The sequence below is a fragment of the Kluyvera fluvialis genome (assembly GCF_059725275.1).
In genome coordinates, this window is record NZ_AP046142.1 from 1,850,936 (window position 1) to 1,865,798 (window position 14,863).

The window sequence follows — 14,863 nt, forward strand, 5'->3', positions numbered from 1 at the left end:
CGAGGATCAGGGCATGTGTACACAAAATCCCGCTTGCAGGATGACCCTGAGTACCAAAGGAGAATGATATGCGCTTGTGTGACCGAGATATAGAAGCCTGGCTGGATGAAGGCCGACTGTCGATTAACCCACGCCCGCCCATTGAGCGGATCAACGGGGCGACGGTTGATGTGCGTTTAGGCAACAAGTTTCGGACGTTTAGCGGTCATACGGCGGCCTATATTGATTTAAGCGGGCCGAAGGCGGAAGTCAGCGCGGCGCTGGATCGCGTCATGAGCGAAGAAATTGTGCTGGCGGAAGGCGATGCTTTCTACCTGCATCCGGGCGAACTGGCACTGGCGGTGACGCTGGAGTCGGTGACGCTTCCGGCGGATTTAGTCGGCTGGCTTGATGGTCGCTCCTCGCTGGCGCGTCTGGGCCTGATGGTGCACGTTACCGCGCACCGTATCGATCCAGGCTGGTCTGGCTGCATCGTGCTTGAGTTTTACAACTCCGGCAAACTGCCGCTGGCGCTGCGCCCAGGCATGTTGATTGGCGCATTGAGCTTTGAACCGCTGTCTGGCCCGGCCGACCGCCCGTATAACCGTCGTGAAGACGCAAAATACCGTGATCAACAGGGTGCGGTTGCCAGTCGTATTGATAAAGACTGACCCATCGCAAACCTGATGAGGGTGCCATGAGACGAATATTGACGACGCTGATGATCCTGCTGGTGGTGCTGGTGGCGGGTCTATCATCATTGGTGCTGCTGGTGAATCCTAACGATTTCCGCAGTTATATGGTGAAACAGGTTGAAGAACGTAGCGGATACCAACTCCAGCTTGATGGTTCTCTGCGTTGGCATGTGTGGCCACGGCTGAGCATTTTGGCGGGCCGGATGACCTTAACCGCGCCGGGAGCCAGCGCGCCGCTGGTTCGCTCTGACAATATGCGTCTTGACGTGGCGCTATTGCCGCTGCTTTCGCATCAGTTGCAGGTTAAACAGGTGATGCTCAAAGGCGCGGTCATTCAACTGACGCCGGAAACCGAAGCGATTCGGGCGAAAAACGCGCCGGTTGCGCCGAAGGGCACATCGTTACCGCAAGAGCCTGGCGGCAGCGGCTGGTCGTTCGATGTGGCTGCGCTACAGGTCGTTGACAGCGTGCTGGTTTTCCAGCATGAAGACGACGAACAGATGACGGTGCGCGATATTCATCTCCAGATGGAGCAAGATGAGCGCCATCTGGCAAGCGTTGATTTCTCCGGCCGCATGAATCGCGACCAACGCGATTTAAACCTCAGCTTCTCAGCTCAGGTTCAGGCGGGGGATTACCCGCATCGCCTGGTGGCTGAGCTGTCGCAAATTAACTGGCAGTTGCAGGGGGCCGATCTCCCGTCGCAAGGTATTAGCGGCAGCGGGAGCCTCAATGCGAGCTGGCAGGAAGACAGCAAAAAACTCAGCTTTAGCGCGCTCAACATGACCGCCAACGACAGCACCATTGCCGGTGAAGGTAGCGTGATACTGGATGAAGTTCCGGTTTGGGCGCTAAAACTCCATTCCGATAAACTCAACCTCGACAACCTGCTGACTCGCACGGATATCTCGTTTAGCGGTGGTGCGCAGAAAGCGCAATCTACGGCAAAACAGCCGCGTCCGGTGATTGCCAACGGCGTTAACGAAGTGCCTTACAGCGGGTTGATGAGCTTTGATGGCTCGCTGTTGATGACGGCGAAATCTGTCCAGTGGCGCGGAATGCCGTTCACCGACGTCGCCATAGACGCCGATAACCAGCGCGGGCTGCTGCGTATTTCTCAGTTGCAAGGTTCACTCGATGGCGGGCAGCTTTCTCTGCCGGGGACGCTGGATGCGCGTAGCGGCACGCCGCAGGCAGCCTTCCAGCCGAAGCTCGACAATATTCAGATAGCTAACCTGCTGAAAGCCTTTAACTACCCGATTAACATGGTGGGCAAAATATCGCTGGCGGGGGATTTCTCCGGTTCGGTGATTGACGCTAACTATTTCCGCCAAAGCTGGCAGGGCCAGGCGCATCTTGAAATGAAAGAAGTTCGCACCGAAGGCCTGAACTTCCAGCAACTGGTGCAGCAAGCGGTTGAACGCAGTACAGATATTCGTGCGCAGGAAAACTTCGACAGCGCCACCAAACTGGACAGCCTGACTGCGGATATCAACCTCGATAACGGCAAAATGGTGCTCAAGAACATGAGCGGCGAGTCTTCGCTGATGTCGTTAACCGGTAAAGGCGCGCTGGATCTGGTGAAAGAAGAGGGCGATATGCAGTTTGCGGTACAGGTGATTGATGGCTGGCAAGGGCAAAGTAAGCTCGTTGATACGCTGAAAAACACCGCGATCCCACTGCGAGTTTACGGCAAATGGTCGGAGCTGAACTACAGCTTGCAGGTTGATCAGGTGCTGCGCCGCCATCTGCAAAGTGAAGCGAAACGTCGGCTGAGTGATTGGGCCGAACGTAACAAAGACAGCGAGTCTGGCAAAGAAGTTAAACAGTTGTTGGACAAACAGTAGAGCGTCTTAAAAAAAGCCCGGCATCAACGCGATGCCGGGCTTTTTGCTGACTACACTTCGTAATCCAGTTCCGTTTGCGGCGGCGGAATAATCTGCACTTTCTGCACTCGGTGGCTCTCAACCTGCAAGGTTTTCAGCGTCCACGGGCCAATCTGCACCTCTTCACCAGCACCAGGAATGCGCTGTAAGTGCTCCATCAATAGCCCCGCAATAGTGTGATACTCGCGCTTTTCATCCAGCGGCAGCGGCACATACTGTACTAAATCTTCCAGCGGCATATGGCCGTTCGCCGTCCAGCTGCCATCGGCGTTATGCTGAATGTCGTGGCGGGCGTCAATTTCTTCTGCTTCGTTAGGCAAGTTACCGGCAATGGTTTCGGTGACGTCGCTTAACGTTACCACCCCTTCCACAGAGCCAAACTCATCCACCACGAAAGCAAAGTGAGTCCTTGCGTTACGGAACTGCTCCAGCGCTGACAACAGCGGCAGCGCTTCCGGGAACACCAGCGGCTGGCGGATCAACACGCGCAAATCCAGCGGCTCACCGCGCAGCGACTGTTGCAGCAGGTCAATAACATGCACTACGCCCAGTAAGTCTTCTTCGTCGTCACCGCCCGTCACCACTAAACGGGTATGCTGGTTTTTCTCCAGCAACGCGCGAACTTCGCTTTCCGGTGCGCTTAGGTCGATGTGCTCAATATCGTGGCGCGAGGTCATGATACTGCTGACCGTGCGCTGATTCAGGTTGAGCACCCGCTCAATCATCTGCCGCTCTTGCGGGTTGAAGATTTGTTGGGAGTCATGATCGACCAACAGCGACGCCGTGCCAGCGTCCAGCTCCGCGTCCTCTTTCTTACCGCTTAACAAGCGCATCACCGCTTCGGTGGTGCGGCTACGCAGCGACTGGTTCGCGGTCAGGAAGCGACGGCGGTTAAAGATAGCCAACTGGTTTAGCGACTCAATCATCACCGAGAAGCCGATGGCGGCGTACAGATACCCTTTCGGGATAAGCACACCAAACCCTTCCGCCACCAGGCTGAAACCAATCATCAGCAGGAAGCTCAGGCACAAAATGACGATAGTCGGGTGGCTATTCACAAAGCGAGTCAGCGCCTTACTGGCGAGCAGCATCAGGCTGATCGCAATAATCACCGCCGCCATCATCACGGCCAAATGGTCGACCATGCCGACCGCCGTAATCACGGAATCCAGTGAGAACACCGCGTCCAGCACCACAATCTGTGCGACAACGCCCCAGAAACGCGCGCCACGCCGCTGGCTGGGGGTATTGCTATCTTTGCCTTCCAGCCGCTCGTTAAGCTCTACCGTTGCCTTAAACAGCAAGAAGAAACCGCCGACCAGCATAATCAGGTCGCGGGCGCTGAAGGTAAACTGACCAACACTAAACAGTGGGGACGTTAAGGTGACCAGCCAGGAAATTGAGGCCAGCAACAGCAGACGCATCAGCATCGCCAGAATCAGCCCCGTTACGCGCGCTCGGTCGCGCTCAGCCGGTGGCAGCTTTTCTGCCAGGATGGCGATAAACACCAAATTATCAATTCCGAGAACCAGCTCAATGACGACCAGCGTCACGAGTCCCGCCCAAATAGACGGATCGGCAATCCATTCCATACGTTGGTTAAAACCTTATGTTATATGACGAATTGATCATGGATAAAGCGGCGGCAAAATGCAACGTTTGCCTGTGATTTATCAGGATAAAAATCATGGTTATCCTGAAAATAATAACCGTATAAACCCTGTTATTTATTATTATCTTTTTCTGATGCGCGAATAATTGCCCTGATATGTCAATATAAAGAAATTCCTAAAAACTTCTCTGTATTTAATCTTAATATTATTCTTAAAAGTATTTTTTAAGCCGAGCTAACCTTGCCTGCTATTCACTTAGCTGCAACAATTCTCCCGGTACTCAATGAAATAGTTATTAGACGTGTGTCATAAAATAATCATGCGTGAGAAATAAACTCGTCATGGATATATCCAGGAATATTCTCTGAACCGCTTGAATGTGGTGCGGGATGATTGTAACGATATGATTTTAAGGTGAATTGGTGGCTAAGGCCAAGGGCGGTAGCGTGCCTGACGGTGTGACGCAAAGCCTCGATTATTCTGTCAATAGCCTGCGGATGAATCCAGTCTTTTTTAGGATATATGCCATTTATATTCATCATAAATAAAATGCATGGTGAATGTTCGGGTAATCAAATAGTACGGATTAATTTAATTCGCACAGGATAATTCTCTGCCAAAGTGATAAATAATCAATGATGAAATCCAAACTAAAATTGATGCCATTATTGGTGTCGCTAAGCTTGATGAGTGGTTGCACCATACTTCCAGGCAGCAATATGTCTACCTATGGAAAGGATGTGATTAAGCAGCAGGATGCTGATTATGACATTGGCCGAATGGTGAATGTTTATCCGCTGACCCCGCGACTGATTGAACAATTACGCCCACGTCCTAACGTCGCGCAACCCAACATGTCGCTGGATCAGGAGTTAAGCAATTACCAGTACCACGTTGGCGCAGGCGACGTGCTCAACGTCACCGTCTGGGATCACCCAGAGCTGACCACGCCGGCGGGGCAATATCGTAGCTCCAGCGATACCGGCAACTGGGTACAGCCCGATGGCACTATTTTCTACCCGTATATTGGCAAGGTGCAGGTGAAAGGGCGCACGCTGGCGGAAATTCGCCAGGTCATTACCCAGCGACTCGCCGCCTATATTACCGACCCGCAGGTGGATGTGAACGTCGCCGCTTTCCGCTCACAAAAAGCGTATGTCTCTGGGCAGGTGAATAAATCTGGTCAGCAGGCGATTACCAACGTGCCGCTCACCGTGCTGGATGCGATTAACGCCGCCGGTGGTCTCAGTGAATTAGCCGACTGGCGCAACGTCGTCTTAACCCACGATGGCCGCGAGCAGCGCATTTCCGTGCAGGCGCTGATGCAAAACGGCGACCTTAGCCAAAACCGCCTGCTCTATCCCGGCGATATCTTGTTCGTGCCGCGCAATGACGATTTGAAAGTCTTTGTGATGGGCGAAGTCAAAAAACAGAGCACGCTCAAAATGGACTTCAGCGGCATGACGCTAACCGAAGCGCTCGGCCAGGCAGAAGGTATCGACCTGACAACTTCAGACGCCAGCGGCATTTTCGTGATTCGCCCAACCAAAACCGGCAACAACGGCAAGATGGCCAACATTTACCAGTTGGATATGTCCGACGCTACGTCGCTGGTGATGGCGACCAACTTTGTGTTGCAGCCGTATGACGTGGTGTATGTCACGACCGCGCCGGTAGCGCGCTGGAACCGCCTGATTAACCAACTGTTGCCGACGATCAGTGGCGTTCGCTACATGACCGACACGGCGCAAGACATTCATACCTGGTGACCGTCATGTTTAACAAAATTCTTGTGGTTTGTGTGGGGAATATTTGCCGCTCGCCAACGGCGGAACGTCTGCTGAAAAGCCATCTGCCGCAGCTTACCGTCGAATCGGCGGGGCTGGGGGCGCTGGTGGGCAAAGCAGCGGATGAACGTGCCGCCAGCATTGCCGCCGGGCATGAAATCTCCCTTGAAGGCCACTGCGCGCGGCAGATTTCCGGGCGTATGTGCCGTGAGTATGACCTGATCCTGGCAATGGAAAAACGCCATATCGCCTCCCTGCATGAAATGGCGCCAGAGATGCGCGGCAAGGTGATGCTGTTCGGCCATTGGGATAACGAACGGGAAATTCCCGATCCTTATCGCAAAAGCGAGGAAGCGTTTGAAGCGGTTTATCAGTTACTCGACCGGTCTGCCAGCCAGTGGGCGCAGGCACTGAAAGCTCAGCAGGGATAATCATGACAGAAAAAGTAAAACAGCTAAGCCCACCGGCATCGGGTAACGATGAGATTGATATGGGTCGCCTGATGGGCACGGTGATTGAAGCCAAATGGTGGGTTATCGGTATTACGGCGCTGTTTGCCGTGGCGGCGATTATCTACACCTTATTTGCGACCCCGATTTATAGCGCCGATGCCTTAGTGCGCATTGAACAAAATCAGGGCAGCGCGCTGGTGCAGGATATCAGCAACGCCTTGACCAGCAAGCCACCGGCCTCCGAGGCGGAAATCCAGATGATCACCTCCCGTCTGGTGCTGGGTAAAACCGTTGATGATCTTGATCTCGATATCGCGGTGAGCAAAAACACCTTGCCGATTCTGGGGGCCGGTTGGGAACGGCTGATGGGGCGGCAGAATGAGACGGTGAAAGTCACCACTTTCGCGCGCCCAGCCTCGATGGCTGACAGCACATTTACCCTCGATGTACTCAGCCCGACGCGCTATCGCCTGAGCAACGATGACGGTTTTAGCGCTGAAGGAAACGTCGGAGAGGCACTGAATAAAAGCGGTGTCTCGCTGGTGGTGGCGGGGATTTCCGCCCACGATGGCGCTAGCTTTACTGTCACGAAATACTCGACGCTTGGGATGATTAACAGCCTGCAAAATAGCCTCAGCGTTACCGAGGACGGCAAAGACTCCGGCGTGCTGACGCTGAGTATGGTCGGGGAAGATAAAGACCAGATCCGCGATATTCTGAACAGCATTACCCGTAACTATGTGGCGCAGAACGTGGCGCGCAAGTCAGAGGAGGCGGCGAAAAGCCTGGAGTTTCTTGAAGTCCAACTGCCGCAGGTGCGCAGCCAACTGGATGTCGCCGAGAACAAACTTAACGCCTATCGCCAGCAGAAAGACTCCGTAGACCTGCCGCTGGAGGCGAAATCGGTGCTCGACTCGATGGTCAACATCGACGCCCAACTGAACGAACTGACCTTCCGTGAAGCGGAAATCTCCAAACTCTACACCCGCATTCACCCGGCGTATCGCACCTTGCTGGAAAAACGCCGTGCGCTGGAAGACGAAAAATCGCGCCTGAGCAAACGCGTGACCGCCATGCCGAAAACCCAGCAGGAAATTGTGCGCCTGACCCGTGATGTTGAATCCGGCCAACAGGTCTATATGCAACTGCTGAACAAACAGCAGGAGCTGAAAATCACCCGTGCCAGCACCGTGGGCGATGTGCGGATTGTGGACACGGCGATTGCTCAGCCTGGTGTGGTGAAACCGAAGAAAGCGCTGATTATTCTGGGCAGCATTATTCTCGGCCTGATGCTGTCGATTGTCGGCGTGCTGCTGAAATCGCTGTTCAATCGTGGCATCGAAAGCCCGCAAGTGCTGGAAGAACAGGGCATTAATGTGTATGCCAGCATTCCTCTTTCTGAATGGCAAAAATCTCGCGATAGCGTCAAAAACGTCAACGGCGTTAAACGCTACAAACAGAGCCAACTGCTGGCGGTGGGCAACCCGACTGACCTGGCGATTGAAGCCATTCGCAGTCTGCGCACCAGCCTGCACTTTGCCATGATGCAGGCGCCAAACAACGTCCTGATGATGACCGGCGTTAGCCCGTCTATCGGTAAAACGTTTGTCTGCGCCAACCTGGCGGCGGTGATTGGGCAAACCCATAAGCGGGTGCTGATGATTGACTGCGATATGCGCAAAGGTTACTCCCACGAACTGCTGGGCACGACCAATGATAACGGCTTATCGGAACTGCTGGTGGGGAACGCGCCGATCGAAGGCTGCGCTAAACGCACTCATATTGCCAACGTGGATTTGATTCCCCGTGGGCAGATCCCGCCGAACCCTTCTGAGCTGCTGATGAGCGAGCGTTTCAGCGCATTGCTCAACTGGGCCAGCGCCCACTACGACCTCGTGCTGATTGATACACCACCGATTCTGGCCGTTACCGATGCGGCGATTGTCGGGCGTCACGCCGGAACCACGCTGATGGTGACGCGCTATGCGGTCAACACGCTGAAAGAGGTGGAAACCAGCCTCAACCGCTTTGCCCAGAACGGCATCACGGTCAAAGGGGTGATCCTCAACTCCATTTTCCGCCGTGCGACGGGCTACCAGGATTACGGTTACTACGAATACGAATACCAGTCCGACTCGAAATAATAACGACCTCTCACCGGTTTTCCCTCGCCCTATGGGGAGAGAGCCGGAGGAGGGGAGATAAACGCTCAATCACTTATTCGGAGATACCTCATGACAACCGACAACCCGTTGATCTCCATTTATATGCCTACCTGGAACCGGCAACAACTGGCGATCCGCGCCATCAAATCGGTATTACGCCAGGATTATCCGCACTGGGAAATGATCATCGTCGATGACTGCTCCGCAAGCTATGAACAGCTACAGCAGTATGTCACGGCGCTAAACGACAGCCGCGTGCAATATACGCGCAACGCCTTTAACTCCGGCGCGTGCGCGGTGCGTAATCAGGCCATTTTACAAGCGACAGGCCAGTTTATTACCGGTATTGATGATGACGATGAGTGGACGCCAAACCGGCTATCGACCTTCCTCGCGCACCAACAGCAACTGACCAGCCATGCGTTTTTGTACGCAGACGACTATGTCTGTGAGGGCGAAGTCTATTCCCAGCCCGCCAGCCTGCCGCTGTACCCGAAATCGCCGTTTTCACGCCCGCTATTTTACAAGCGCAATATTATCGGTAATCAGGTATTTAGCTGGGCGTGGCGCTTCAAAGAAAGCCTGTTTGATACCCAACTCAAGGCCGCGCAGGATTACGACATTTTCCTGCGGATGGTGGTGGAGTATGGCGAGCCGTGGAAAATCGCGGTCGCCACGCAAATCCTGCACATCAACCACGGTGAAATGCAGATAACGTCCTCGCCGAAGAAATTCTCCGGCTACTTCCACTTTTATCGCAAACACAAACAGAAATTTGACCGCGCGAGCAAGAAATACCAACTGTTCACCCTGTACCAGATCCGCAACAAACGGATGACCTGGCGAACATTCCTGACGCTGCTCTCGCTGCGTAACGGCAAACGCTGGGTTGACGGGTTACGGAGTAAATGATGCTACTGGAAGATTTACGCGCGAATAGCTGGAGCCTGCGCCCGTGCTGCATGGTGGTGGCTTACCGGATTGCCCATTTTTGCTCGGTCTGGCGCAAGAAAAACGTGCTCAATAACCTGTGGGCGGCGCCGGTGCTGGTGCTGTATCGGCTGATGACCGAGTGCGTATTTGGTTACGAAATTCAGGCGGCGGCGACCATTGGCCGACGTTTCACCATTCATCATGGCTATGCGGTGGTTATCAACAAAAACGTGGTGGCGGGTGACGACTTCACCATTCGCCACGGCGTGACGCTCGGCAATCGTGGCCCCAACAGCCTGGCCTGCCCGACGCTGGGCAACGGTGTGGAATTGGGGGCGAACGTGGTGATTATTGGCGGCATCACCATCGGCCATCAGGTGACTATCGGCGCGGGCAGCGTGGTGCTGGACGACGTGCCAGACCATGCCCTGGTGGTGGGTGAAAAAGCGCGAGTGAAGGTAATTAAATGAATATTCTGCAATTTAACGTACGCCTGGCGGAAGGCGGCGCGGCGGGTGTTGCGCTGGATCTCCACCAGCGTGCGCTGCGCCAGGGGCTATCATCGACATTTATTTACGGCTATGGCAAAGGCGGCAAAAAAAGCGTCAGCCACGCGCAATACCCGCAGGTGGTGAAACAGACCTCGCGCCTGACATCGATAGCCAATCTGGCGCTGTTTCGCCTGTTTAACCGCGATATTTTCGGCAACCTCAACCCTCTTTATCGCCAGATAACCCGCAGCGACGGCGCGGTAGTGCTGCATTTCCATGTAATGCACAGCTATTGGCTAAACCTGGCGGACGTGGTGAGTTTTTGCGAGCGTCTTAAAGCCCATAAACCCGACGCGACTTTTATCTGGACGCTGCATGACCACTGGAGCGTGACCGGGCGCTGTGCTTTTCTTGATGGCTGCGAGGGCTGGAAAACCGGCTGCCAGAAATGCCCGACGCTGGATAACTATCCGCCGGTCAAGATTGACCGCGCCCACCATCTGGTGGCGGAAAAACGCCAGTTATTTCAACAGATGCTGGCGCTGGGCTGCCGCTTTATCTCCCCTAGCCAGCACGTGGCCGAGGCGTTTAATAGCCTGTATGGCGCGGGGCGCTGTCGGATAATCAACAACGGTATCGACGTCGCAACCGAGGCGATTCTGGCTGATTTAACACCGATTATCCCCGCGACGCGGCGGCCAAAAATTGCCGTCGTTGCCCATGACCTGCGCTATGACGGCAAAACCAATCAACGGCTAGTGCGTGAGGTGATTGCGCTGGGCGACAAAGTGGAGGTACACACCTTCGGCAAGTTTTCACCGTTTAACGCCGACAACGTGGTGAATCACGGCTTCCTGACTGATAAACGCCAGTTGATGAATGAGCTAAACCAACTGGACGCGCTGCTGTTCAGCTCGAAAGTGGACAACTACCCGCTGATCCTTTGCGAAGCGCTGTCCATCGGCGTGCCGGTGATTGCCACCCACAGCGAGGCGGCACAAGAGGTGCTGGCAAAATCGGGTGGCCGTACGGTAGACGACGCCGACGTGCTGAACCTGGTGCAACAGACGAAAGCTGATATCGCCCAGGCCGTATTCGGCAGTTCGCTTGCCGCGTTCAGCGCCCGCAGCCGCATGGCCTACAGTGGACAACAGATGCTGGAGGAGTATGTCTCGTTCTATCAGAGTCTGTAGCTATCTGCTGCTGCCGCTTATTTATCTGCTGGTCAACGTTAAGCTCGTGCAGCTTGGCGAGAGCTTCCCGGTGACTATCGTCACGTTTTTGCCGCTGTTGCTGCTGTTGTTTGTTGAGCGTATTAACCTGAAAAAGCTGATGATAGCGCTGGGGCTTGGTATGGGCTTAACGCTGTTTAACTACGCGTTTGGGCGCTCGCTTGACCCCAGCAAATACGTCACCTCGACCATGCTGTTTGTCTATATCGTTATCATTATTGGCATGGTGTGGAGCATTCGTTTTAAGACTATTTCAGCCCACAACCACCGCAAGATCCTGCGCTTTTTCTATCTGGTGATTGCTATTATTGTGCTGCTCGCGGCAGTTGAAATGGCGCAAATTATTTTGACCGGTGGCAGTAGTCTGATTGCGACAATTTCGAAATATCTGATTTACAGTAATAGCTATGTGCTGAATTTTATCAAATTCGGCGGCAAGAGAACCACCGCGCTTTATTTTGAACCGGCATTTTTTGCTCTGGCATTAATCTCAATTTGGCTTTGCATCAAACAGTTTGGTATCAAAACACCAAAAGCTGATGCTATGATTCTGGCAGGGATAATTCTTTCAGGATCGTTCTCTGGGGTTATGACCTTTATCTTGTTTTATTTGCTGGAGTGGGCGTTTGAGTATCTGAATAAAGAAGCGATAAAAAAGAAATTACCGTTGGCGATTATCTCATTAGGCGTGTTTTTGGTCGGTTTAGTCTTTGCATTTCCGTATATTGCAGCACGCGTAGGCGATTTGGGCACGGAAGGTTCTTCATCCTATTATCGTATTATTGGCCCGCTGGTGATGGTCGGCTATTCGCTGACCAGTATTGATGGTGTCGTGCGTTTTGGCTCTCTTTACGAATATGTTGCATCATTCGGAATATTTAACGGTGCGGACGTCGGTAAAACCATAGACAATGGTCTGTATCTGTTAATGATTTATTTTTCATGGTTCGCCGTGATATTAACTGCGGGCTACCTGTATTTTGTATTTAAACTGTTTGCCAACGCTTTTGGGAATAATCGCAACTTCGCCGTGCAGTTGTATCTGTTTACGCCGATATCCTTATTTTTCACCGGTTCGATATTTAGCCCGGAATATGCATTTTTAATTGTGTGTCCTTTTATTCTGCGTAAAGCGCTGAATATTGCCGACAGCAGATGAGGTGGAACATGTTGTTAAGTGTGGTGACCGTGGCCTTTCGCAACCATGAAGGGGTGAAGAAAACCTGGCGTTCGCTGGCGTATCTGGCAAATGACCCAAGCCTGACTTTTGAGTGGATTGTGGTGGACGGTGGTTCTGACGATGGCACGGCGGAATTTCTCAAAAAACGTAATGGACAGTACCAGTTACGCTACGTCAGCGAGCCGGATAACGGCCTGTATGATGCGATGAATAAAGGCATTCGTATGGCGCAGGGCCAGTTTGTGTTGTTCCTGAATTCCGGCGACAGCTTCCACCCAGAGGTGTCGCAGTGTGTGCGCCAGTTGCGCACAAAAAACGATGATGCCATGTACCTGGGCGATGCGATGCTGGACTTTGGTGACGGCTCGCAAATATGCCGCCGCGCAAAACGTGGTTGGTATATTTATCACAGTCTACCGGCAAGCCATCAGGCCATATTCTTCCCACTGAAAGGGTTACGGAATTATCCCTACGATGTGCAATATCGGGTTTCTGCTGATTATGCTCTTGCCGCCAGAATGTATAAATCAGGCTACGCGTTTAGACGCATAAAAGGGCGGGTGGCTGAATTTTCAATGGGCGGTGTCTCAACGACGAATAATTTGCAGTTGTGCCAGGATGCCAGGAAAGTACAGCGCGAAATATTACGTATGCCCACGCTGCTGACGGAATTGTCTTATTTATTACGTCTGCGTACCACCGGCAAAACCAAAGCGCTATATCACAAAGCGTAAGGAAATAAGATGCAGGAATTATCCGGCTTCTCTGTGCCGAAGGGTTTTCGTGGCGCTAATGGTATCAAAGTTCAACTTTGGTGGGCGGTGCAGGCCACGCTATTTGCCTGGTCGCCACAAATACTGTACCGCTGGCGAGCATTTTTATTACGCCTGTTTGGCGCGAAAATTGGAAAAAATGTCGTCATTCGCCCATCGGTGAAAATTACCTATCCGTGGAAATTAACCATTGGTGATTATGCCTGGGTCGGCGATGACGCCGTGTTATATACGCTGGGTAATATAACCCTTGGCGCTAATTCCGTGGTTTCACAAAAATGTTATTTGTGTACCGGTAGCCATGATTATCACAGCGCGCATTTTGCTATTACCGAATCCCCGATTGTGGTGGGCGAAAAATGCTGGCTGGCGACCGATGTGTTTGTCGCCCCTGGCGTCACGATTGGCGCTGGCACGGTAATTGGTGCGCGCAGCAGCGTATTTAAATCGCTACCGGCAAATATGATTTGCCGGGGGAATCCCGCCGAAGTGGTACGGGATAGGCTCTAAGACCTGCATTATCACAACATCCTCATTAACAAAGGAAATATACAATGTCGAAAGTCGCTCTCATTACCGGCGTAACCGGGCAGGATGGTTCATATCTGGCGGAACTGCTGCTGGAGAAAGGCTATGAAGTTCATGGTATTAAACGTCGCGCTTCCTCTTTTAATACCGAACGTGTGGATCACATCTATCAAGACCCGCACAGCGGCAACCCGAAATTTCACCTGCACTATGGCGATTTAACCGACAGCTCTAACCTGACGCGTATTTTGCAGGAAGTGCAGCCGGATGAAGTCTACAACCTGGGGGCGATGAGTCACGTTGCGGTGTCGTTCGAGTCACCGGAATATACCGCCGACGTCGATGCAATGGGTACGCTGCGCCTGCTGGAGGCGATTCGCTTCCTCGGCCTTGAGAAGAAAACCCGTTTCTATCAGGCCTCCACCTCCGAACTGTACGGCCTGGTACAAGAGACCCCGCAGAAAGAAACCACACCGTTTTATCCGCGCTCGCCGTATGCGGTCGCCAAACTTTACGCCTACTGGATCACCGTCAACTACCGCGAATCCTATGGTATGTACGCCTGCAACGGCATTCTGTTCAACCACGAATCCCCACGCCGTGGCGAAACTTTCGTCACCCGTAAAATCACCCGCGCCATCGCCAATATCGCCCAGGGGCTGGAAAGCTGCCTGTACCTCGGCAACATGGACTCGCTGCGCGACTGGGGCCACGCCAAAGATTACGTAAAAATGCAGTGGATGATGCTGCAACAAGAGCAGCCGGAAGATTTCGTCATTGCTACCGGTGTGCAGTATTCCGTGCGCCAGTTTGTGGAAATGGCTGCCGCGCAGTTGGGCATCAAACTGCGTTTCGAAGGCACGGGCGTGGACGAAAAAGGGATTGTGGTTTCTGTCACCGGCCATGATGCGCCTGGCGTGAAAGCGGGCGATGTGATGGTGGCGGTTGATCCGCGCTACTTCCGTCCGGCAGAGGTTGAAACCCTGCTCGGTGACCCAGGCAAAGCACACCAAAAACTGGGCTGGAAACCTGAAATTACCCTCCGCGAGATGGTTTCTGAAATGGTGGCGAAAGATTTGGAAGCGGCGAAAAAACATTCACTGCTGAAATCCCACGGTTATGAAGTGGCGATCGCACTGGAGTCCTGAG

General features: G+C 53.2%; 13 protein-coding genes. 12 read left to right on the forward strand and 1 reads right to left on the reverse strand.

The features are described from left to right. The first annotated feature begins 68 nt into the window (after positions 1-68). Both dcd and asmA read left to right on the forward strand, forming a co-directional pair. Positions 69-650 (forward strand): dCTP deaminase, encoded by a 582-nt coding sequence (dcd, locus tag AC6I4B_RS08820; protein ID WP_497771069.1) that lies wholly within the window; start codon positions 69-71, stop codon positions 648-650. Between the two features lie 26 nt (positions 651-676). After that, positions 677-2,521, forward strand: a complete 1,845-nt coding sequence (gene asmA, locus AC6I4B_RS08825) for an outer membrane assembly protein AsmA (protein WP_497771070.1) — start codon at positions 677-679, stop codon at positions 2,519-2,521. A 50-nt stretch (positions 2,522-2,571) separates the two neighbouring features. On the opposite strand, the gene AC6I4B_RS08830 is transcribed toward asmA, so the two are convergent. Continuing rightward, positions 2,572-4,152, reverse strand: a complete 1,581-nt coding sequence (locus tag AC6I4B_RS08830) for a TerC family protein (RefSeq protein ID WP_497771072.1) — start codon at positions 4,150-4,152, stop codon at positions 2,572-2,574. Positions 4,153-4,808: 656 nt separating this feature from the next. On the opposite strand from AC6I4B_RS08830, the gene AC6I4B_RS08835 reads away from it, so the two are divergent. From AC6I4B_RS08835 to gmd, 10 genes are all read left to right on the forward strand, one after another. Continuing rightward, complete coding sequence (locus AC6I4B_RS08835) at positions 4,809-5,942, forward strand: polysaccharide export protein (protein WP_497771073.1); 1,134 nt, start codon at positions 4,809-4,811, stop codon at positions 5,940-5,942. Positions 5,943-5,947: 5 nt separating this feature from the next. Next, on the forward strand, positions 5,948-6,391 hold the full coding sequence (gene wzb / locus AC6I4B_RS08840) for a low molecular weight protein-tyrosine-phosphatase Wzb (protein WP_497771075.1): 444 nt from the start codon (positions 5,948-5,950) through the stop codon (positions 6,389-6,391). A gap of 2 nt (positions 6,392-6,393) precedes the next feature. After that, positions 6,394-8,556, forward strand: coding sequence for a tyrosine-protein kinase Wzc (gene wzc / locus AC6I4B_RS08845; protein WP_497771076.1), 2,163 nt, complete (start codon positions 6,394-6,396; stop codon positions 8,554-8,556). A 90-nt stretch (positions 8,557-8,646) separates the two neighbouring features. Beyond that, entirely contained in the window at positions 8,647-9,489 is an 843-nt protein-coding gene (gene wcaA, locus AC6I4B_RS08850; RefSeq protein WP_497771078.1) for a colanic acid biosynthesis glycosyltransferase WcaA, read from the forward strand. Next, entirely contained in the window at positions 9,489-9,980 is a 492-nt protein-coding gene (gene wcaB, locus AC6I4B_RS08855; RefSeq protein WP_497772065.1) for a colanic acid biosynthesis acetyltransferase WcaB, read from the forward strand. Before wcaA ends, wcaB begins: the two co-directional genes overlap by 1 nt. Continuing rightward, on the forward strand, positions 9,977-11,194 hold the full coding sequence (gene wcaC / locus AC6I4B_RS08860; protein WP_497771080.1) for a colanic acid biosynthesis glycosyltransferase WcaC: 1,218 nt from the start codon (positions 9,977-9,979) through the stop codon (positions 11,192-11,194). The genes wcaB and wcaC overlap by 4 nt, the downstream gene beginning before the upstream one ends. Next, positions 11,169-12,392, forward strand: coding sequence for a colanic acid polymerase WcaD (wcaD, locus tag AC6I4B_RS08865; RefSeq protein WP_497771081.1), 1,224 nt, complete (start codon positions 11,169-11,171; stop codon positions 12,390-12,392). The genes wcaC and wcaD overlap by 26 nt, the downstream gene beginning before the upstream one ends. A gap of 8 nt (positions 12,393-12,400) precedes the next feature. Continuing rightward, positions 12,401-13,147 carry a colanic acid biosynthesis glycosyltransferase WcaE gene (gene wcaE / locus AC6I4B_RS08870; protein WP_497771083.1) on the forward strand — a complete coding sequence of 249 codons (747 nt, stop codon included), beginning with the start codon at positions 12,401-12,403 and terminating at the stop codon, positions 13,145-13,147. 9 nt (positions 13,148-13,156) lie between these two features. After that, positions 13,157-13,696: a colanic acid biosynthesis acetyltransferase WcaF gene (wcaF, locus tag AC6I4B_RS08875; RefSeq protein WP_497771085.1), complete on the forward strand. Its 540-nt coding sequence runs from the start codon at positions 13,157-13,159 to the stop codon at positions 13,694-13,696. A 44-nt stretch (positions 13,697-13,740) separates the two neighbouring features. Continuing rightward, positions 13,741-14,862, forward strand: coding sequence for a GDP-mannose 4,6-dehydratase (gmd, locus tag AC6I4B_RS08880; RefSeq protein ID WP_497771086.1), 1,122 nt, complete (start codon positions 13,741-13,743; stop codon positions 14,860-14,862). Position 14,863: the final 1 nt, after the last annotated feature.